The organism is Nitrosomonas sp., assembly GCF_020852615.1.
Taxonomy (GTDB): domain Bacteria; phylum Pseudomonadota; class Gammaproteobacteria; order Burkholderiales; family Nitrosomonadaceae; genus Nitrosomonas.
On the sequence record NZ_JADZAJ010000039.1, the window covers coordinates 1 to 21,264 of the forward strand.

The 21,264-nt window shown below is 49.1% G+C and carries 21 protein-coding genes and 2 rRNA genes; 14 read left to right on the forward strand and 9 right to left on the reverse strand.

Annotated features, from left to right (window positions below; translation table 11 throughout):
* From IT527_RS08605 to IT527_RS08630, 6 genes are all read left to right on the forward strand, one after another.
* Nucleotides 1-234, forward strand: a 23S ribosomal RNA gene (locus tag IT527_RS08605); the annotation flags it as partial.
* A 72-nt stretch (nt 235-306) separates the two neighbouring features.
* Nucleotides 307-419 (forward strand): 5S ribosomal RNA (gene rrf, locus IT527_RS08610).
* Between the two features lie 167 nt (nt 420-586).
* Nucleotides 587-2,266: an ABC transporter ATP-binding protein gene (locus IT527_RS08615; protein WP_292968126.1), complete on the forward strand. Its 1,680-nt coding sequence runs from the start codon at nt 587-589 to the stop codon at nt 2,264-2,266.
* Between the two features lie 76 nt (nt 2,267-2,342).
* The gene (locus tag IT527_RS08620; RefSeq protein WP_292968127.1) at nt 2,343-2,882 is read left to right on the forward strand and encodes a septation protein A; all 540 of its coding nucleotides are present in this window, start codon (nt 2,343-2,345) and stop codon (nt 2,880-2,882) included.
* A gap of 73 nt (nt 2,883-2,955) precedes the next feature.
* Nucleotides 2,956-4,056: an A/G-specific adenine glycosylase gene (mutY, locus tag IT527_RS08625; protein WP_292968128.1), complete on the forward strand. Its 1,101-nt coding sequence runs from the start codon at nt 2,956-2,958 to the stop codon at nt 4,054-4,056.
* Nucleotides 4,046-4,693, forward strand: coding sequence for a 5-formyltetrahydrofolate cyclo-ligase (locus tag IT527_RS08630; protein WP_292968129.1), 648 nt, complete (start codon nt 4,046-4,048; stop codon nt 4,691-4,693). Before mutY ends, IT527_RS08630 begins: the two co-directional genes overlap by 11 nt.
* 33 nt (nt 4,694-4,726) lie before the next feature.
* On the opposite strand, the gene IT527_RS08635 is transcribed toward IT527_RS08630, so the two are convergent.
* From IT527_RS08635 to lptC, 8 genes are all read right to left on the reverse strand, one after another.
* On the reverse strand, nt 4,727-5,341 hold the full coding sequence (locus IT527_RS08635) for a flavin prenyltransferase UbiX (protein WP_292968130.1): 615 nt from the start codon (nt 5,339-5,341) through the stop codon (nt 4,727-4,729).
* Nucleotides 5,342-5,379: 38 nt separating this feature from the next.
* On the reverse strand, nt 5,380-6,351 hold the full coding sequence (hprK, locus tag IT527_RS08640) for an HPr(Ser) kinase/phosphatase (RefSeq protein ID WP_292968131.1): 972 nt from the start codon (nt 6,349-6,351) through the stop codon (nt 5,380-5,382).
* A complete protein-coding gene (locus tag IT527_RS08645; protein ID WP_292968132.1) occupies nt 6,338-6,808 on the reverse strand; it encodes a PTS sugar transporter subunit IIA in 471 nt (156 codons plus the stop codon). The genes hprK and IT527_RS08645 overlap by 14 nt, the downstream gene beginning before the upstream one ends.
* 198 nt (nt 6,809-7,006) lie before the next feature.
* Nucleotides 7,007-7,342: a ribosome-associated translation inhibitor RaiA gene (gene raiA, locus IT527_RS08650; RefSeq protein WP_292968133.1), complete on the reverse strand. Its 336-nt coding sequence runs from the start codon at nt 7,340-7,342 to the stop codon at nt 7,007-7,009.
* Between the two features lie 108 nt (nt 7,343-7,450).
* A complete protein-coding gene (locus tag IT527_RS08655) occupies nt 7,451-8,911 on the reverse strand; it encodes an RNA polymerase factor sigma-54 (protein ID WP_292968134.1) in 1,461 nt (486 codons plus the stop codon).
* A gap of 3 nt (nt 8,912-8,914) precedes the next feature.
* Entirely contained in the window at nt 8,915-9,637 is a 723-nt protein-coding gene (gene lptB / locus IT527_RS08660) for an LPS export ABC transporter ATP-binding protein (RefSeq protein WP_292968135.1), read from the reverse strand.
* 36 nt (nt 9,638-9,673) lie between these two features.
* Nucleotides 9,674-10,225, reverse strand: a complete 552-nt coding sequence (lptA, locus tag IT527_RS08665; protein ID WP_292968136.1) for a lipopolysaccharide transport periplasmic protein LptA — start codon at nt 10,223-10,225, stop codon at nt 9,674-9,676.
* Between the two features lie 88 nt (nt 10,226-10,313).
* Nucleotides 10,314-10,895, reverse strand: a complete 582-nt coding sequence (lptC, locus tag IT527_RS08670) for an LPS export ABC transporter periplasmic protein LptC (RefSeq protein WP_292968137.1) — start codon at nt 10,893-10,895, stop codon at nt 10,314-10,316.
* Nucleotides 10,896-11,194: 299 nt separating this feature from the next.
* On the opposite strand from lptC, the gene nadA reads away from it, so the two are divergent.
* From nadA to panC, 8 genes are all read left to right on the forward strand, one after another.
* Nucleotides 11,195-12,295 (forward strand): quinolinate synthase NadA, encoded by a 1,101-nt coding sequence (nadA, locus tag IT527_RS08675; RefSeq protein ID WP_292968138.1) that lies wholly within the window; start codon nt 11,195-11,197, stop codon nt 12,293-12,295.
* A gap of 5 nt (nt 12,296-12,300) precedes the next feature.
* On the forward strand, nt 12,301-13,119 hold the full coding sequence (locus IT527_RS08680) for an endonuclease/exonuclease/phosphatase family protein (protein WP_292968139.1): 819 nt from the start codon (nt 12,301-12,303) through the stop codon (nt 13,117-13,119).
* Complete coding sequence (gene clsB, locus IT527_RS08685; RefSeq protein ID WP_292968140.1) at nt 13,116-14,273, forward strand: cardiolipin synthase ClsB; 1,158 nt, start codon at nt 13,116-13,118, stop codon at nt 14,271-14,273. Before IT527_RS08680 ends, clsB begins: the two co-directional genes overlap by 4 nt.
* Nucleotides 14,274-14,371: 98 nt before the next feature.
* Nucleotides 14,372-15,769, forward strand: a complete 1,398-nt coding sequence (gene pcnB / locus IT527_RS08690) for a polynucleotide adenylyltransferase PcnB (protein ID WP_292968141.1) — start codon at nt 14,372-14,374, stop codon at nt 15,767-15,769.
* On the forward strand, nt 15,766-16,278 hold the full coding sequence (folK, locus tag IT527_RS08695) for a 2-amino-4-hydroxy-6-hydroxymethyldihydropteridine diphosphokinase (protein WP_292968142.1): 513 nt from the start codon (nt 15,766-15,768) through the stop codon (nt 16,276-16,278). Before pcnB ends, folK begins: the two co-directional genes overlap by 4 nt.
* Nucleotides 16,275-16,919 (forward strand): deoxynucleoside kinase, encoded by a 645-nt coding sequence (locus IT527_RS08700; RefSeq protein WP_292968143.1) that lies wholly within the window; start codon nt 16,275-16,277, stop codon nt 16,917-16,919. The genes folK and IT527_RS08700 overlap by 4 nt, the downstream gene beginning before the upstream one ends.
* A gap of 3 nt (nt 16,920-16,922) precedes the next feature.
* Nucleotides 16,923-17,732: a 3-methyl-2-oxobutanoate hydroxymethyltransferase gene (panB, locus tag IT527_RS08705; protein WP_292968144.1), complete on the forward strand. Its 810-nt coding sequence runs from the start codon at nt 16,923-16,925 to the stop codon at nt 17,730-17,732.
* Between the two features lie 23 nt (nt 17,733-17,755).
* Entirely contained in the window at nt 17,756-18,589 is an 834-nt protein-coding gene (panC, locus tag IT527_RS08710; RefSeq protein WP_292968145.1) for a pantoate--beta-alanine ligase, read from the forward strand.
* An 86-nt stretch (nt 18,590-18,675) separates the two neighbouring features.
* On the opposite strand, the gene glgP is transcribed toward panC, so the two are convergent.
* A complete protein-coding gene (gene glgP / locus IT527_RS08715; RefSeq protein ID WP_292968146.1) occupies nt 18,676-21,231 on the reverse strand; it encodes an alpha-glucan family phosphorylase in 2,556 nt (851 codons plus the stop codon).
* Nucleotides 21,232-21,264: the final 33 nt, after the last annotated feature.

Here is a 21,264-nt window from a genome sequence, read left to right on the forward strand (position 1 = left end):
AGTGGACGCACCTCTGGTGTACCGGTTATGACGCCAGTCGTATCGCCGGGTAGCTAAGTGCGGAAGAGATAACCGCTGAAAGCATCTAAGCGGGAAACTTGCCATAAGATTAGATTTCCCGGGAATTAAATTCCCCTAAAGGTTCGTTGAAGACTACAACGTTGATAGGTCGAGTGTGTAAGCGTAGTAATACGTTAAGCTAATCGATACTAATTGACCGTGAGGCTTGATCCTATAATCTTGAAAATTAAATTTTGATGGTAGTAATTTTACTGCCGTAAAGTTACCTGATATTACAAGTTTTTGCTTGGCGGCCATAGCGCTTTGGACCCACCTTTTCCCATCCCGAACAGAGAAGTGAAACGAAGCAGCGCCGATGATAGTGTGTTTACACATGTGAAAGTAGGTCACCGCCAGGCACCCTATTTCTATACCAACATACAAGTCACTAGAAATATACTGTTTTTTGGTATTTTATTTATTGATAGTGAGTTGTGTTTGTAAAATAAAAAATATTCTTATTTATTTTTTCACTTGGATCAGGTGGTTTTTTGCTGCGTTGATCTTTTAGTTTTCTCATATTTCAATGCCAGTTAAACAACCGGCTGGTAAAATAGAGCAGCTAATTCTTCTTTTTTCAAAAAATAAATTTTATTGGAAAGCATTGATGCCAACGTTGGTTGTTGGTGTCTTTTTTTCCATTTCGGTGGCGTTGGTACCGTTAGTGATTGGGCAGCTGTTTGCTCAAATGACATCTGATGGTAATCAACGTGTGCTGGAATTCCTGCCAATATTACTTGCTGTCCTTTTATTAACAATTATCTTCACGAGTAGCGTCATCGCTTATATTCATGAGCGGCTGCTAAGTAGGATCGTACTTGGTTTGCGTGTGGAGATATTTGAAAAACTGCTGACCCTGCCTCCGGCCTTTTCTGATTTTACAACCGAGATAATTTCTTTATATTTTTTTCAGTCGATTGAAAAACTGTGCCATAGCGTTACGCTGCTGGGACTCAATTTTTCACGAGATTTCCTGATTGCAATTGGGTTATTGAGTGTGATGGTTGGGTTAAATTTGGAAATGTCCTTATTTATTACTGCAATCCTTATTTCTTTTTTTTTAATTCGACAGATATCTTATTTTGATGCTGGCCAGCAAAATAAACTGGAACAGAAGCAACATGAAATATCTGGGAGTATAGCCAAAATATTAAGGCTTCGCCGATCTGTTGATTTGGATAACAGTTACGCACAACAAGTCAGACACGTTCAGAATAGTTTTGATCAATGGCAATCATCTTTGTACATACAATCTAGGCAAAAAAGAATACTGGAATTGTTCTCTTATAGTCTTTTGATAGGGATATTTACGATATCCTTTTACTATTTACTGCAGCAACATACCTTGAACAGGCTGACTATTGAAGATATGGTCGCCTTCGTTACTGCAGGAATCATGCTGGTTTTCCCATTATGGCGGCTTGTTAATAGTAATTTTTTATTAAAACAATGTAATGAAGCATTACAGGTAGTTTTTTCTCTTTTGAACCAGACTTCTGGAACTGTGGAGGATGATTACCATATTATTTGTTTAAATCATTGTAAAGGGAAGTTGCAGTTTGAAGGAATCAGCTTCCAGGGTAGGCAGTCTGATCCCCGGCTTCCTTGCTTTAACCTTGAAATTGCATCCGGGCGAAAAGTTGTATTGATAAATCAGGATCCGGGTATCAATCGATTGTTTGCAGACCTCATTTGTGGTTTTGCGCAACCTTCAACAGGTAGAATTTTGCTTGATGGTAATGATACCAGGCAGATAATTTCATCCGAATTATATAAGCACATTGCCTGGATTTCACCTGACCAGGATTTGTTGAGTGATACGATTGCGGCAAATATTGCTTACGGCAGTTTTAGTTGCAGCAGGGAAATAGCGATAACAGCAGCAGCCCATGCCGGATTGGCAATGGAGTTTATCAGGGAACTACCACAGGGGTTGCAGACTAAAAATGATAACACTTCGCGGATGCTTTCAAATGATCAGCGTCAGCGTATACTTATTGCTCGTGCACTGTTAAAAAACCCAAGTATTGTTATTCTCGATGAAACTACGGCCTATTTTGAAACTGATAATGCTGCTTTATTACAGGCATTGCGAGTATTGCTCAATAATCGTACATCGTTAATACTTTCATCAAGGTCGGTGATGCGTGGCCTTGCTGATCAGCAGTTTGACCCGGGTAATCCTGTTTCCTTATGTACTGCTTGATCGTACTTACCCTGATATTCCGCATATGCTTTGTTGTTGGATGTCGATGTTTTATCGGTAACCTTAAAGGTTTTTCATGAAGTTTTTTTTTGATCTTTTTCCGATAATCCTTTTTTTCATTACCTATAAAGTTTATGGTATTTACAACGCGACTGCGGTTGCGATCGTAGCAACATTTGCTCAAATCGGTTGGGTGTGGCTGCGTTATCGCAAGGTCGACCATATGCTGTGGATGAGTCTTGCAATCATCCTCCTTTTTGGAGGAGCCACCCTGATTTTTCAGGATGAAACTTTTATTAAATGGAAGCCAACAGTCCTCTACTGGCTGTTTTCCACTGTTCTACTGCTGGCAAACCAGATTTTTGGTAAAAATCTGATACGCGTTATGATGAAAGAGCAGGTTAAATTACCAGAGATAGTGTGGACTCGACTCAACATAAGCTGGGTGGTATTTTTTACATTGATGGGGGCGGTTAACCTTTACGTGGCCTACAACTATTCGACTGATACCTGGGTGAATTTCAAGTTGTTTGGTTTTATGGGGTTGATGTTCGTTTTTGTTATTCTGCAGGCAATGCTGTTGGGAAAATATATTGAAAACAAGGATGACCGGTAATCCTAACCATAGATACCCTGATTAGTTATTGCGCGAACTGAATAGTCCTGCAGACAGCTTTCCGTGTAGTCTTTTGCCAGCCAATACGCCAACTTCTTTTGCCGGCCGGCTGATTTGCTGGCAACTTGAGAATGGACGACATTCCCTACCTTGGCAGGGTACCAGAGATCCTTATGCGATATGGGTGTCTGAGGTCATGTTGCAACAGACACAGGTTACAACAGTCATTTCCTACTATGAGCGTTTTATGACGGTTTTTCCGGATGTTGAGTCGTTGGCGGCTGTACCGGTAGAAGACGTGCTTACGTTATGGAGTGGTTTGGGCTATTACTCACGCGGCCGTAATCTACACCGCACTGCATGTATCATTATGGAGCAGCACGGCGGTATTTTTCCACGGGATGCGGCTACACTTCAGCAGCTACCAGGGATTGGCCGTTCTACTGCGGCTGCCATCGCTGCTTTTGCGTTTGGTGAGCGCTGTACGATTCTTGACGGAAACGTCAAACGCATTCTGGCGCGTTATTTCGGTGTCAAAGAATATCCAGGTAAAAAAACGGTGGAAGGGCAGCTGTGGCAGTTGGCAGAAAGCTTGCTGCCCGCCGGAAAGGATCACTACCACCCGATCATTGCATCTTATATACAAGCACTGATGGATTTGGGAGCACTGATCTGCATACGTGGCAGGCCACGTTGTCAATACTGCCCGTTACAAGCAGATTGTGTTGCTTACCAGCATAATCTGACAACTGATTTGCCGGTGCCCAGGCCCAGGAAGGTGCTTCCTGTTAGAGAAACGGTACATTTGATTCTTATCGATGACCGCAAACAAATTCTTCTGGAGAAACGACCTGCTTCCGGTATTTGGGGCGGGTTGTGGTGTTTTCCGGAAATGCCGGTCGATCAGGATAGTACCGATTACTGTGAAAAAAAATTACATGTACGGGCGACAAAATTTACTGAGCTTCCCCGCGTACAGCACACTTTTACGCATTTCAAACTGAGTATTCAGCCACAGTTGTTGCAATCAACGATACATCATCAGTCAGCATGTACAGAGATGAGTGAAAAAAATAATTATATCTGGTTAACAATTGAGCAGGCTTTGCAAAGGGCAATACCCGCTCCGGTTAGAACACTTCTGTTAAAAATACGATCCATAGATGGTAAATAACCCGGCCTTCCAGCAGTGGAAACAGCAGCAGCGCGCCTGTTTACGTAAATTACGGCAGCAGATATCAGCAGAACAGCGTACGCTTTGGAGCGATGCTATTACTGTTGCGCTTACACAAGGATTCCCCCTTCTGGAAAAGCATCGGATCGGGTTTTACTGGCCACATCAGGGTGAATACGACCCTCTCCCGGCGATGACATTTCTGAGAACACGTGGTGCCACGCTTGCTTTGCCGGAAGTCGTTAATAAAGGTGAGCCACTGAGGTTTGTCGAATGGTGGCCGGAAGCACCGATGAAAAAAGATATTTACGGAATTCCATCTCCTGATAACACCCGTGAAATGGTTGTTGACAGTATTATTATCCCGTTGCTTGGTTTTGATGAACGGGGCTACCGACTCGGCTATGGCAGCGGCTATTTTGACCGGACACTGGCTGCACTGAGTCCGCGCCCGCTGACAATTGGAGTGGCATTTGAAATATTTCGGCTGCCAACGATTCATCCGCAGCAACACGATATTCCGATGGATTATATTGTGACGGAGCGGTCCGTTTTACGTCGGCCAGGTTCCGGTGCTGATCTTGTACCGCTGACAGTGGCTGATTGTGCAGCGATAAACAGACCGATCAGGAATTAACCATTTTTGCTGAAAAACTGAGCAGCATTAAGTTTATTCATCATTTCCCCAGCGCGGTATCAGGGTATGTTCTACACCGAGCTGGTCCAGTATGCGTGCAACAATAAAATCAACGATATCCTGAATACTCTCAGGCAAGTGATAAAAACCGGGATTGGCAGGTAATATCACCACACCACTGCGCGCAAGTTTCAGCATATTTTCCAAATGGATGGCAGAAAACGGGGTTTCCCGGGCAACAATAATAAGTTTACGCTGTTCTTTCAGCATCACATCAGCTGCACGCTCGATCAGTTTCTGTCCCAGACCGGCTGCCACGGCCGATAAAGTGCCCATAGTACAGGGACAGATCACCATTGCATCAGCTGGATTGGAGCCGGATGCAACAGGCGCAAACCATTCTTCCCGGCCAAAAACCTTGAGCAGACCCGGTTCAACATTAAAATAGCCGTTTAAGAAAACTTCCGTTTCTTTAGGGCGTGGAGACAGTGTCAGCGCCATTTCCTGTTGTGCTACGATTTGTGCCGCCTGTGAATAGAGTAGATAAACCCGGTGGCCCTGCTTCAGCAAAATCTCCAGTAAGCGAATACCGTATGGCATGCCAGATGCACCAGTCAGGGCAACAGTAATGGTTTTCTTTGTGCGCATACTTTTTTCAGGAAATACGCCGGAAATGGCGCTTTGTTTTATTCGTTATGTGGATCATCAAAACGTTCTGCGGTATTACCCGCCATCTCTGATTCATGTCTGCGGACAAATTCCTGGGTGCTGTCAATTCCTCGCAGTTGCAATATGTAATTTCGAACGGCAGCTTCCACCAGCACTGCCAGATTACGGCCGGCAGCAACCGGGATAATGACTTTACGTATGCTGACGTTCAGAATGACTTCATTGAGGTTGCTCAGTGGCAGCCGTTCGTAAGCATTGATACTGCTGCCAATTGTTTTTTCAAGATGTACGATCAGCTTCATGTTCTTATGCCGGCGCACCGCAGTTTCTCCAAAGATGGTGCGGATGTTCAACATTCCCAGTCCGCGTACTTCAAGAAAATCACGCAGCAGTGGCGGGCACTGACCTTCGAGGGTTTCCGGTCCGATACGATGCAGTTCAACGACATCATCTGCAACCAGCCCGTGTCCGCGGCTGATGAGCTCCAGCGCCAGCTCGCTTTTACCAACACCACTTTCACCCGTGATCATGACGCCCATACCAAGAACATCCAGTAGTACGCCATGACGAGTGACTGCAGGCGCCAGCATTCTTACGAGATATGACTGTAACCCCCAGATAATTTCAAGGCTTGTCGTAACGGACTGAATCAGCGGAATGGACTGTTTATCTGCAAATTGTCTGAGTGCATCTGTGACTGGCGCATTATCTGTCACAATCAGACAGACAAGCTGACTTCCGGCAAGCTGGTTCAGTCGTTTTTGCCGAGAGGCATCATCAAGCTGTTCGAGATAGTCGACGGATGTCTGGTTCAGCACCTGTATCCAGTTCGGGTGGACAAAATTGAGATGACCAATCAGCTCCTGCGCTGAATTGTTTATTTCGAGACTGTCAAGCTGTCTGTCAAAAGCAGCAGGTAACCCGGCCCACTGCAAGCCCAGTTTTTTCTGATTTTCTTCAAATAGCTGTGTGATGCTAACCTGGGACATGTTCTGGTACCCAGTCCGAGATGAGCTGACGAACCTCTTTGGTATTCTGGCCGTGGAGCAGTTTCTCACGGAAATTTTTGTTGCTGAACATCTGTGCCAGCTCGCTCAGTATCAGCAAATGCTGGTCAGTTGCCTTTTCCGGCACCAGCAAAATACAGGCAATGCTGACTGGCAGGCCATCCGGAGCATCAAAAGGAATCGGCTCTTTCATCCTGACGAGTGCGGCAGCAGCTTCACGCAATCCCTTAATGCGGCCATGGGGAATGGCCACCCCTTGGCCCAGTCCGGTTGATCCGAGTTTTTCGCGTGCGAACAGGCTGTCAAATACCTGAGTGCGCGCGATATGCAGGGAATTTTCAAATAACAGACCAACCTGCTCAAATACACGTTTTTTGCTGGTTACATCCAGATCAATAATGATGTTGGATTCCGGCAATAATTGAGCAATGAGATTCATAGATACGCAAACCCCTTGGAAATCAGGCGGTATAAAAACATTGAACGGGAAACGGGGCCGGTTATTTGACTTGTATTACTGTCTTCCATGCTGTACCAGCACAGCCCGAGCAGCTGGAGGATATTGTGCCGGTATTACCCCGTTATATTGTTCCAGCATGGCTGCTGGGTTTTTGGCAGATAAGCGAGGCGTGATATTTTACTCGGATTGTTCAAATTCCTGATCTTTTAATCCACCATGGTTATCACGTCGATCAATATTTTTTTCCTTGTACTTGAGGATCTGGCGATCAAGTTTATCTACCAGACTGTCAATGGAAGCATACATATCGAGACCGTCCGCTTCCACAAAAATTTCTTTTCCCCGAAGGTTAACTGTAACTTCAGCTTTTTGCTTGAGCTTATCGACTGAAAGGATCACGTTGATATCAATAATATGGTCAAAATGACGTGTAATCCTCTCAACCTTGGATAAAACGTAGTCGCGCATGGCCGGTGTAATTTCTACATGATTGCCGGTGAGGTTCAGATTCATTCTTTCTCCTTATTCCTTATATGAGAGGATCGTATTCAAAGATATTTCAGGGAAGTGCCCGGCAGATTGTTGAAGATGACTATTCCTGCTGTATTTCTCAACAGTCTGCTAGAGCATTTTGCGTAAATTAGTCGGGGGAATATGCATGAACTCCCGATATTTTGCAACCGTGCGGCGAGCAATCACAATACCTTGTTGCGCCAGTATTTGTGAGATTTGACTGTCATTGAGCGGTTTCTTGCGATTTTCATCCTGGATCAATCGCTTGATTAGCCCGCGGACAGCGATAGCTGAATGGGCTTCACCCGTTTCTGCCGGGATATGACTGCCAAAAAAATATTTGAGCTCAAAAATACCATGTGGTGTCCATATATATTTCTGGGATGTGACACGAGAAATGGTCGATTCATGCAGCTCAAGCATTTCAGCAATTTCGCGCATAACCAGAGGGCGTATGGCTGTTTCCCCCTGCTCCAGGAAAGCGTGCTGGCGATCGACTATCGCCTGACTGACCCGCAGTATCGTAGCTGTTCGCTGATCAAGATTTCTGACCAGCCAGCGGGCTTCTTTCAGCTGGCCCATCAGCATCGAAGTGGCCTCACTGCGATGGCGTTTCAGGATGCCCGCATACAAGTCATTGATGCGAAGGCGCGGAACCGAACCAGAATTAAGTTGCACTACCCAGCTGTTATCTGATCTGGCCACAATCACATCAGGGATGACGTGACGTGCTGTGGTCACATTGAAATCATCACCAGGTTTGGGGTTAAGTTGAGTAACCAGCTGATAAATCGATTGCAGGCAGGCTTCATTGCAGCCAAGCACCCTCCGGAGTAACGGAAAATTTTTAGCAGCGAAATTTTCCAGATGCGTATTTACCAGTTTAAGCGCTTCGTCCCGCAGTGGCGTGTTGTCTGGTAATGCCAAGAGCTGCAGGGACAGACACTCACGCAGATTGCGAGCACCTACGCCCGGGGGATCCAGTTGCTGAACGTAATCCAGGGCAGATTCCAGATCATCAACACTGATTTCCAGTTCAGCCGGGAGCAGCCCCGCAAGCTCTCCCAGATCTTGAGACAGATAGCCATCATCATCGAGACTGTCCACCAGGAGTTCTGCAATTTTCTTTTTGCGTTCATCGCATTGTCCTAAACTGATTTGTGCAAGCAGGTGTTCACGCAGACTGGTGGGGTGACTGATTAACCGGGAGAAATCCTGATCTTCATCTCCCCCCTGCCTATGGGTATCGAAAAAAAGTTCCTGGTCAGCGTGTATCGGTTCATCTGGCCAATCATTCTGGAGATCTGTCTCTTTCCCGGTTTCTGCGATGCCATCGGTTTCTGCTGCCGCAGATAATTCCGGAGCGGATAAGGAAGTATCCTGCCCATCAGTTTCATAGCTTTCCCGATCTGCTCCCTCATCCAGTTCGAGCAGGGGGTTTTCCTGGACAAGACGTGTGATTTCCTGGTTAAGCTCAAGCGTGGACAGTTGAAGCAGTCGGATAGATTGCTGTAACTGTGGCGTTAGTGTTAATCCGGCATGAAGCCTGAGCTGCAGAGTTGGCTTCATGGTTCAGAGCCTGAAATTTTCACCGAGGTAAACTTCCCTGACACGCTCATCTGTGATGATTTCAGCAGGGGCGCCACTTGCCAGTACGGTTCCGCCGCTGATGATATAAGCGCGATCACAGATTCCCAGTGTTTCCCGAACATTGTGATCCGTGATTAGTACACCGATGCCACGTAACTTGAGGAAACTGATGATGCGCTGAATATCCATGACGGCGATTGGATCTACTCCGGCAAAAGGTTCATCCAGCAGAATGAAGCGTGGCCGGGAGGCCAGTGCCCGGGCAATTTCAACCCGTCGCCGTTCGCCGCCGGATAAACTCATTCCCAGGCTGTCACGCAGATGGCTGATATGCAGATCGTGCAACAGCTCATCGAGATACTGCTGAATTTCATCCTGCTGCAGGTTTTGTAATTCCAATACGGCCAGGACGTTTTCTTCCACTGTGAGTCGGCGAAAAACAGAAGCCTCCTGAGGAAGATAGCTCAACCCAAGGCGGGCACGCTTATGAATGGGCAACTGGCTCAGGCTGTGCTCATCCAGAAAAATTTCCCCGCCATTTAGTGGAACCAGTCCGACCACCATATAAAAACAGGTCGTTTTTCCGGCACCGTTGGGACCAAGCAAACCAACGACCTCGCCACTGCGAACGGAAAAAGATACATCCGTTACCACTTTGCGGGCCTGATAATTTTTTTTCAGATTTTCAGCACGTAATTCACTCATATGTCTGAGCCAACCGTAGTTCAGTCCCGGACAGGCTTATTTTTCGTCTTCAGTAGAGGGTTGTTTTGCTTTGGGCTGAATCACAGCACGTACGCGATGATCAGATTTTTTGTCGTTTTCCGGCTGCGGCTGACCCAATACCTGGAAAAAATCACTCGCAATATCGTAGGAAATGTAGTCGCCTTCTACCTCATCAGTGCCGCGTTTCAGACGGGCACTGCCGAACAGTTCTATTTTGTCGGTTTTGTCGTCATATTCCGCCCGCTTGCTCCATGCTTCCACATATTCATTGACACCATCCCGTTTCTGCCGGTAGCTGACCAGATCACCGTACGCTGTGGCGTGCCGGTAACCGGTTGTGTCCTCTTTCATGATGACTTTGTCTGCCCGTACAATCAGTGTTCCCTGGGTCATGATGACGTTCCCAATGAAAACACTGGTCCGGAATTCTCCTTTACGCTTGTAATCCTCTACCGTGGCACGATCCGCCTCCAGGTGAATCGGTTTGTCGCGATCAGCGCGTTCAGCTGAAACAATGGCTGGCAAAAACAGAAGGAACAAACTTAACAGCGTGCTTAAAACCTGCATAAACCGGTGCTCACGAAAATTAAATAAAAAAACCTGTCCGTCTTCTGTCTGGTCCGGGAAAACAAAATTATGCGGGTGAAGTCAGCCGTTAACGGTTTGTACGTGGTGTGCGGTCATCATGTGCAGTAACCCTGGACTGAAGCAGAATCTCTCCAGTCTGATTATTTACGAACAGTCCAACGGCACTAGCAGTACTGTTCATTCTGATTACGGTAACAGGCTGATCAGTTTTAGCAATATCTGTATCCGGGATCACATGCAAAAAATCGGTCAGCATCGTTACTTTATCCTTATCCTCGTCTTTTCCTCTGATAATAATCACATTTTTGCGCAGAAAAATATCATTGCTGCCCTCGGTCAGCTCGGCCTGATCGGAGGTGACTCTGAGCAAAGGTTTATCCGGTTCAACGCTGATAAGGCTGACATGCTCCAGCTGTGAGATATCTCCCGCCGGATAATGAGTCAGTTTATCCGCAGAAAAAAAACGATTGGCCTTCAAATCGTGATTAACCTGTACGCCATTCATGTTTTCGATAATGTAGTCCACTTCCAGTTGCGAATGACTGTCCTGTTGCGGATTCGGGTGCTGCAAATTGCTGTCCAGCCAGAGTGTGAGCAAGAGTAAAACGACCAGCCACACGGATGGCCTCAGGAAAAATGAGCGCCCCATGTTAAAACATCGCTTGCCTGGAGTTCGTTACGAACATAGATTGTTTTTTCGGTTATTTCCGGATGGATAATATGACTGGAAAGAGGCAACACACTGTTAATACGCTGTTTTCCAGGATTATAACAGAACCCTGCTCACATAATGGTTATGACACCCGTGACTTGTCTCTGCTGTTTTACAGCAAACTGTAAAAAGATTGGCACAATTTCATTTTTACAATTTGCACTTTATGCTTGAATAAGCGTTCCAATGTGATTATGGTCATCATTTACGATAAATAAAGTAAAGCTGGGTTGACAATGCAAGCAAATGCCACTGATTTTGAAAATTACGAGTTACTGCAGGACGATGTATGCGCCCGGCGGGTGATTGCGGCTAAAGAGAAACTTGGGAAGCGTGCCATCATACTGGCACATCATTATCAGCGTGCAGATGTTTACCGCCACGCTGATTTGACCGGGGATTCACTCAGGCTTTCTTATCTTGCCGCGCAGACCGACGCCGAATTTCTGGTTTTTTGCGGGGTGCACTTCATGGCCGAGGTGGCAGATATTCTTTCCGGCCCGGAGCAGATTGCCATATTGCCTGACCTTTCTGCCGGTTGTTCCATGGCGGATATGGCCAATCTCGCCAAGGTGGAGCGCGCCTGGCGTGAGCTGGCAGAAGTGCTGGATCCGGATGCACTGGTAACCCCTGTTACCTATATCAATTCCAGTGCCGATCTGAAGGCTTTTTGCGGTCAGCATGGCGGTATTGTCTGTACTTCCAGTAATGCTGTAAAAATTTTGCAATGGGCGTTTTCCCGGCGTGAAAAGGTCTTGTTCTTTCCTGATCAGCATTTGGGGCGCTGGAGTGGCTACAAGCTGGGTCTGACACCGGAGGAAATGCCGGTATGGGATTTTGACGAGCCCATGGGCGGACTGACATCTGAACAGATTGAAAAAGCCAAAATTCTGTTGTGGAAAGGACATTGTTCAGTTCATCAGATGTTCCAGCCGCAGCATATTCTCCGTTTCCGTAACCAGCACCCGGACGGACTGGTTATTTCTCACCCCGAATGCAGCTTTGAGGTATGCAAGGCATCCGATTATGTCGGTTCGACCGAATACATCATCAACACCATCCGGGAAGCAAAAGCCGGTACCCGCTGGCTGGTCGGCACCGAACTGAATCTGGTCGGGCGGATTGCCGGGGAATTCAAAGCAGAGGGGAAAATCGTCCAGTTCATGTCGCCAATGGTATGCATGTGCTCAACCATGGCGCGGATCGATCCGCAGCATCTGGCCTGGTCACTTGAAAACCTGGCAGAAGGACATGTCGTCAACCAGATAAAAGTGCCAGAGCCACAGGCCGGCCTGGCTAAACAGGCACTGGAAAAAATGCTGGAGGTTTCAAAATAATACCTATGCCCGGCGCCTTTCCTGATCTCGATAAACCGGTTTTTTTGCCTGAAAACGGGAAGAAGCATGAGGCCGGGCGGGTACTGCACATCGCAACTTACAATATTCACAAAGGGCTGTCGTTTTTCAATCAGCGTGTGATTCTGCATGAATTGCGCGATCAGCTGCGAAACCTGAATGTGGATATCGTTTTTTTGCAGGAGGTGGTGGGAGAACACGTGCTGCACGCTACCCGTTTCCAGGATTGGCCGAAGAACGCCCAGTATGAATTTCTGGCAGACTCGGTATGGTCAGATTTTGCTTATGGAAAGAATGCGGTTTATGACCATGGCCACCACGGTAATGCCATTCTCAGCCGTTTTCCCATTGTGAGCTGGGAAAATGAAGATATTTCGGCGCATCGTTTTGAAAGTCGCGGATTGTTGCATTGCAAATTGATTATTCCCGGCTGGAAAGACACACTGCACTGCATTTGCGTCCATCTCGGGCTGTTCAGACAGGGCCGCAGCCAGCAGCTGGATGCAATCGAAAGGCGTATCCGGCAGCTGGTGCCTGCACAAGCACCTCTGGTTGTCGCCGGAGATTTCAATGACTGGCGCGGTGCTGCAAATCCGCTGCTTGCCAGTCGCCTGAATCTGGTTGAGGTGTTCCAGCATACGCATGGAAAGGCAGCGCGCAGTTTTCCTTCCGCTTTACCGTTGCTGCGCCTGGATCGGATTTATATTCGAGGGTTTCAGGTGAAAAATGCCCGGATTTTTCATAATCGTCCCTGGTCACGTATTTCTGATCACGCCGTACTGTCGGCCAACATCGTGCGTACATGAGCTGGCCTGATTTTGTTGAAGGCAATCAGATAACCTTATTACATTCCGGCGTTGAGTATTTCCCGGCGCTGGAGTCCACCATTGATTCCGCCAGGCAGGAAATTCATCTTGAAACCTATATTTTTCAGCTTGATGAAACCGGTACCCGTATTGCCACTGCGCTGAAACGGGCGGCACAGCGCGGGGTGGCTGTTCATCTGCTGATTGATGGATTCGGTTCTCTCGGTTTACCCGGACAGGCAATTCGGGAGATGCTCGAAGCCGGTGTGCGCGTGCTGGTTTATCGGCCCGAATTTTTCTCGTTCCGGTTCAGGCGGCACCGTTTGCGTCGCATGCATCGCAAGCTGGCGGTAATTGATGCAAAAGTGGCATTTGTGGGCGGTATCAATATCATTGATGACTGTTATGAGCCAGATGCGTTATTTCCCCGTTTTGATTACGCGGTTCAGGTTGCCGGCCCGCTGCTGGAAAAAATTCATGCTGCAGCCAGACATCTGTGGATGCTGGTTGCATGGGTTTATTTCAAAAAACGCTGGACCAGGGGTTCGCCGGTCACCGCAGGACATCAGCCAGCCGGGCATCAGCGTGCAGCATTCGTCATCCGGGATAATTTACGTAACCGGCGCAGTATCGAGCGCTGTTATCTCAAATCAATTGCGGCTGCGCACCGGGAAATCATTCTGGCCAATGCCTATTTTTTGCCTGGCAAGCGTTTCCGGGAAGCGCTTGTTCGAGCGGCACAGCGCGGGGTTTCGGTCATGCTGTTATTACAGGGAAAATCAGAATATCGCCTGCAGCATTACGCCATGCACGCCCTCTATGGCCACCTGCTGAATGCCGGTATCCATATCTATGAATACCGTCGAGGCTATCTTCATGCCAAAGTGGCAGTTATCGACGGAGTCTGGTCTACGGTTGGCTCTTCCAATATCGACCCGTTCAGTCTGCTGCTGGCCCGTGAGGCCAATGTCATCGTCAGCGATCCGATATTTGCTGCCGGGTTGCGCAGCAGTTTGCAGCAGGCGATGGCAGAGTCTCACCCCATTTCGCGATATTCCTGGAAAAACCGGTCGCGAATCAGGCGCGCACTAAACTGGGCATCCTACTACTTTCTGCGTATCCTGCAGGGGTTACTGGGTTATCGGCGGGAATAACAGATAAATACTGTTTTGCTCTTGTTTTTCAATCTTTCATCAAAGCTGGAATCATCTCCAAGTGTATAATTTACCGCACATAAGAATTACATCCAGGCATGATCCGTAAATTTCTGCACCGTATTTTTTCCTTCAGTTCCAATGAATCTGTAACTGCCGGGCCGGTATTCCGCACTATCGGATCCGAGCAGCATGGCATTGCACGCAGCCGTATCAGCCCCGGTTCATTAAAAGTTGCCACAACCCTGCAACAGGCGGGCTATTCTGCATATGTCGTGGGAGGGGCTGTTCGTGACCTGCTGCTGGGATTGAAACCCAAGGACTATGATGTTGCTACCAATGCTACACCCGAAGAGGTACGCGCTGTCTTTCGCCACTCTCGTATCATTGGTCGCCGTTTTCGTCTGGTGCATGTTATCAGTCGGGGTGAAACTGTTGAGGTGTCCACTTTTCGCGGCAAGGTGTCGGATAATGCGGCGGTAGCGAAAAACATGCGGGCTCATACTGATGAGACCGGACGGCTGCTGCATGACAATGTTTTTGGCAGTCAGGAAGAAGATGTCAGACGTCGTGATTTCACTATCAATGCCCTGTTTTACGATCCGGGGACAGAGGAGATTATTGACTACCTCAATGGCTTTGAGGATGTCAAAGCAAAACGGCTGTGCATCATCGGGGAGCCGGAACAGCGTTACCGGGAGGATCCGGTGCGCATGCTGCGTGCGGTACGTCTGGCCGCCAAGCTCGATATCCGGATTGATGACAAAACTGCCGCGCCCATTGGCGATCTGGCGCCACTGCTGCTGAATGTGCCGCCAGCACGGCTGTTTGATGAAATGCTGAAGCTGCTGTTTTCCGGTCATGCACTGGCTGCTGTAATTGATCTGCGTGCTCGCGGTCTGCATCACGGATTGCTGCCAATACTGGACGTCATTCTGGAGCAGCCTCTGGGTGAACGGTTTATTTCGCTGGTGCTGAAAAATACGGATGAACGGGTACGGCAGGATAAACCGGTTTCACCGGGTTTTTTATTCGCGGCATTACTGTGGCATGAGGTATTGGCGGTGTGGAATACCCACCTGCAGGCGGGTGAAAAAACGACCCCTGCACTCCATAAATCAATGGGAGAGGTGCTTTCTGCCCAGCGCAGCAGGCTGGCCATACCACACAGGCACGATAGTATTATTTACGATATCTGGTCGATGCAGCCAAGGTTTCAGGCAAGAGCCGGGCGTAAGCCGTTCCGTCTGCTGGAGCACCCGCATTTCTCGGCTGCCTATGATTTCATGTTGCTGCGTTGTAAAAGCGGGGAGATTGACGAAGAGCTGGGGCAATGGTGGCAGATATTCAAAGATGCTGACAATGCCAGTCGTGAAGCAATGCTGTTACAGGAATCACCAGCCGGACGCCGCCGGAAACGCCGCAGCCGCAGTAAACCGGCTGGCGAGAAGGTGGAGGCGGGACCGGCGGAATCAGCTGATCAGGAAATTTCATGACAGCCCGTTTGCATTCCCAATCCGCCAGCCAGGTTTTCGTCGCGCTCGGCAGTAACCTGGAAAATCCGCTTTCCCAGGTCAGACGCGGGGTTATGCTGTTGGCCGCACTGGAAGAGTCGCATCTGGTAAAACGTTCTTCTCTGTATCGCACCGCCCCGATGGGGCATACGGACCAGCCGGATTTCATCAACGCAGTCGTACAGCTGGAAACGTGTCTGACACCGCATCATCTGCTCGATGCTTTACTGGAAATTGAGCAGGCCTGTGGTCGTGTGCGTACTTTTCCCAATGCTCCCCGTATCCTTGATCTGGATATTCTGTTATTCGAAAACCTGCAACATGACGATGCCAGCCTCGTTCTGCCACACCCGCGCATGCATGAACGGGCCTTTGTGCTGCAGCCTCTGCTGGAAATTGCGGCAGATTGTGTGATTCCGGGGCGAGGTTCAGTGGCGGCATGTCTTGCAGCATGTGCGGGTCAATCACTGGAGTGTATTGCATCATCATGAATCTTGAGCGTTGTCGCTATATCGTTATTGAAGGCCCGATCGGAGCAGGTAAAACCAGCCTTGCCCGCAACATGGCAACCCGGCTGAATTATTCACTTGTGCTGGAGCAGCCGGAAGCGAATCCATTTCTGGAAAAGTTTTACCGGGACATGCCGCGCCATAATCTGTCCACACAATTGTTTTTCCTGGTCCAGCGCATGCAGCAATTACGATTGATGGAGCAGGAGAATAGTTTTTCACGTTCAGTGGTGAGTGATTTTCTGTTCGAAAAAGACCAATTGTTCGCTGATGTCACACTCAGTGAACCTGAACATGGCCTTTACCGGCAGATACGTGAACATATGCCGATTAGTGCGCCTAAACCTGATCTGGTGATTTATCTGCAGGCAGCCCCTGAAATTCTGATCAGACGGATCAAACAGCGCGGTAATGTACTCGAGCAGCGCATATCAGAAGATTATCTGCGACGCCTGACCGAGCGGTACATGTATTTTTTTCACGAATATGATGAGGCCCCGGTCATGATCATCAACAGCGAGCATATAGATCTGGCACACAACCTCGCTGATCTTGATCTGCTGCTGACACGCATTGACCAGATGCGCAGTGCACGCGAATATTTCAATGTCAGGGCCGGTTGATTGATGGGACAGCCAGACATCAGGCGGATGACGATCTCGACCTTGCAGCAAGCCTGTCAGCAGGGAGGGAGAATCGCTGCACTGACCTGCTATGACGCAACGTTTGCTTCCGTGCTGGATGAAGCGGGAGTAGATGTGCTGCTGGTGGGAGATTCGCTCGGAAACGTGATACAGGGACAATCCAGCACCCTGCCGGTAACGCTGGATGAAATGATTTATCACGTCCGGTGCGTGGAGCGCGGTACTCGCAGGGCATTTATCATGGCGGATATGCCTTTTGGCACGTTCCAGATTTCGCCGCAGGAGACGTTCGGGAACGCGGCCCGGTTGATGGCTGCCGGTGCGCAGATGGTCAAGATCGAAGGGGGACGGAATATGGCGGAAACAGCCGGATTCCTTGTCAGCCGCGGGATTCCGGTCTGTGCGCATATCGGACTGACACCACAGTCTGTTCATCAGCTGGGGGGGTACAAGGTTCAGGGAAAGACAGTAAATGGCGCCAGACAGTTGCGCGAAGATGCACTGCTGCTGCAGGAAGCCGGTGTATCTATGCTGTTGATGGAAATGGTTCCTGCTGCACTGGGCGGGGAAATCACCCGGTCGCTTTCCATTCCCACTATCGGTATCGGAGCGGGTGCAGCGTGTTCCGGGCAAGTGCTGGTACTGCACGACATGCTGGGTATCAGTCCCGGTTCTTTGCCGCGTTTCGTCAGAAATTTCATGACAGGTGCTGACAGTATTCAGACTGCTGTCAGAAATTATGTGGAGGCTGTCAGGCTTGGAGAATTCCCTGCACGTGAGCATACGTTCTGACAGGTTCAAAGCGGATCATTCACATGGAAATCATTGCTGATATTGCATCATTGCGCGCACGGCTGAAGTATGAAACTTCAGTTGCTTTTGTGCCCACCATGGGCAATCTGCACGCCGGGCATGTATCACTGATCAGAATTGCACAACAGCACGCCCGTTGCACGGTTGTCAGTATTTTTGTCAATCGTCTGCAATTTGCACCACATGAAGATTTTGACCGTTATCCCCGTACCCGGTCGAATGATTGCCGGTTGCTGGAAGAAAGCAGTGTGGATGTCGTCTTTATGCCGGATGAGCAAACACTCTACCCTGTTTCGCAGGAGTTTCAGCTATTGCTCCCGGTGATGGCTGAAACGCTGGAAGGAGTGTATCGGCCCGGTTTCTTTCGTGGTGTGGCAACGGTGGTGCTGAAGCTGTTGAATATTGTGCAGCCTCATGTGGCCGTATTTGGTGAGAAAGATTATCAGCAGCTGCAGATTGTTCGCAGAATGGCTGATCAGCTGAACCTGCCCGTGCAGATTATTGCGGGTGAAACAATACGGGCAGGAGACGGGCTGGCGCTCAGCTCACGCAATCATTATCTTGATGCAATTCAGCGGCAGGAGGCAGTGGAACTGGCCCGTCACCTGCGGCAGATCAGGGATAGCATCGCCTCTGGTGAGCGGGATTTTCCATTGCTGGAGCAGCTTGCAATTGAAAAACTGAGCCAGCGCGGCTGGATGGTTGATTATATTGCCGTGCGGCAGCAAGACACGTTACTGCCAGCCTCTGCGGATGATTCCAGGCTGGCCATACTGGGTGCGGCACGGCTGGGTCAGATTCGTCTGATTGATAATTTTCTGCTCATGCTGCAGTAATCATCCTAAAAACCCCGGTTGACTGCTTTGTTTGTTGCCTTAACAGCATGACAATTTTCAACTTTATTTCCATTTTCGTATTCACTTCATAACCATACCATCTTGCCCATTTCCAGAGGGTGGGTGAGTAACGGGTGGTAGGGGTATACGCGCAGGTAATATTGCTGTCTGCCGCACAGCTCCGGTACATGGTTCAGTTCGAACTGGTGTTCATTCGGGCCGAGCGTGCCGGTACATTCCAATCGAAAGTGCTTGAACTGATTGAGCCGGGTTTTGTTGTACTGCCGTGAAAGCAGCAGTTCCACCACAACGTCTTCAGGTTGCAGGCCGTTCAGTTTTACTGCGAGCCTGAAACCCAGTGCACCGCCAAATTCGAGCTGTTTTTCAGGTGTGTCGAGCCGTCGCAGGCTTACACCATTCCACGCCACATTGATTCTTGCTTTCCAGGCAGCAACGTTTTTAGCAACGGCAAAATTATCCTGGCTGTAACCGGCACCTTGCCGGCTCGCAGGGGTATAAAATTTTTGCACATACTCACTTACCATGCGACCGGTTCCGTAGCGCGGCAGCAGGGATGCCATCGAGTTTTTAGCCATTTTGACCCATTCAACCGAATAGCCGAACTTGCTGTGGCTGTAGTAAAGCGGAATAACCTGATCCTGCAGAATTTCGTAGAAAGACCGACTTTCTTCAGCATCTCGCTGTGCATCTTCTGTGGCTTCAGAAACAGGTTTGATTCCCCAGCCGTTTTTGCCGTCAAAACCTTCTCCCCACCAGCCATCCAGTATGCTCAGATTGAGCGTGCCATTGATGCCTGCTTTCATGCCGGATGTTCCGCTGGCTTCCAGCGGGTAGATCGGATTGTTCAGCCAGATATCCACGCCCGATACCAGTCGCCGGGCAAGGCGCAGATCATAGCCTTCCACCAGCAGAATGCGCCCTCTGAATTCCGGCATGTCAGCAACCTGGTGAATGTGCCGGATCAGGCTTTGTCCGGGCAAATCTGCCGGGTGAGCTTTTCCGGCAAAAATCAGCAGTACCGGTCTGACCGGATCAAGCAGAAGTTTGCGTAACCAGTCGAGATTCTGAAACAGCAGGGTGGCACGTTTATAGGTGGCAAAGCGGCGCGCAAAGCCCAGTGTCAATATATTCGGATTGATCGGGTCGGCAAATTTGAGCAGGCGTTCCAGATGTGCTTCGGAGCCGTGATTCCGTAAATTCTGTTCAGCCAGCCGTGCGCGGATACCGTAAAACATTTGTGACTTCAGGCTTTGCCGCACGCTCCAGAAGATATGGTCGGGAATCTCGTGAATGCGTGACCAGAATTCGGGATCATGCTGCTTGTATCGCCATTGAGGGCCAAGACGGCGATCAAACAGATCCACCCATTCCTGCGCCAGGAATGTCGGCACATGGACGCCATTGGTGACATAACCAATCGGATTTTCTTCCGGTTCGATCTGTGGCCACATATCCTGGCAAATACGAGCCGAGACATCCCTGTGGATTCTGCTGACTCCGTTGTGCATGCGTGACATGCGAATGGCCAGCGCGGTCATGTTGAAATCATGATTGTTTGCGGTATGGCCCAGTGCCAGGAATTCTTCCCGGGAAATTTTCAGTTCATGATAGAGCGCTTCGAAGTAGAGCTGCATCATGTCTTCGGGAAAATGGTCATGACCTGCCGGGACAGCGGTGTGGGTGGTAAAAATGGTGTTGACCGCAACCGCTTCCGCGGCACTGGCAAAATCCAGTCCCTGTTGCACCAGTTCACGGGCGCGTGCCAGCATCATGAAGGCGGCATGGCCTTCGTTGCTGTGCCAGACCGTGGGTTTAATACCCATTGCCCTTAACGCAGCCACGCCTCCTATGCCCAGAACGATTTCCTGCTCGATACGCATGGTTTTGTTTCCACCGTAAAGCTGGTGGGTAATCAGGCGATCATATTCAGCGTTGTCCGGTAAATCAGTATCCAGCAGATATAAACTGACATGGCCGATTTGTGCCCGCCATACCTTGGCGGTTACAACACGGCCGGGGAAACGGATTGGCACGTGAACTTCAGAGCCATCATCATGCAGTGCCGGCTTTACCGGCAAATCCTCGAAATCTGAATCACAGTAAACAGGCTGCTGGTTGCCCTGGCCATCAATCGTCTGAAAAAAGTAACCTTGCCGGTAAAGCAGCCCTACCGCTACAAAAGGCAGGCACAAATCACTTGCGGCTTTGCAGTGATCGCCTGCCAGAATACCCAGGCCACCGGAATAAACTGGCAGACTCTCATGAAAACCGAACTCGAAACAGAAGTAGGCTACCTGATCGCGTGCTTCAATTCCGTTGTGGGTCTGGTAGCGGGAAGGTTCCGAGTGATAGGAGTCATAAGCGGACAGGACGCTGTTGTAATGGCTGAGAAAAGTCAGATCCTCTGCTGCCTGAAGCAGTGATGATTCATCCACCCGTCTGAGAAAAGCCTTGGGACTGTGTCCAACCGCTTCCCACAGTTGCGGATCAAGCCAGGAAAACAGGGCGCGGGTGGCCCGATCCCAGCTGTACCAGAGATTATTCGCCAGTTCTTCCAGGCGGGCCAGCCGCGCGGGAATTTTGGGGCGGACAGTCAGGGTAAATGTGGTGCGTTGTGCCATACGTTTTTGTCTCCCGGTACAGATGAAATTCAG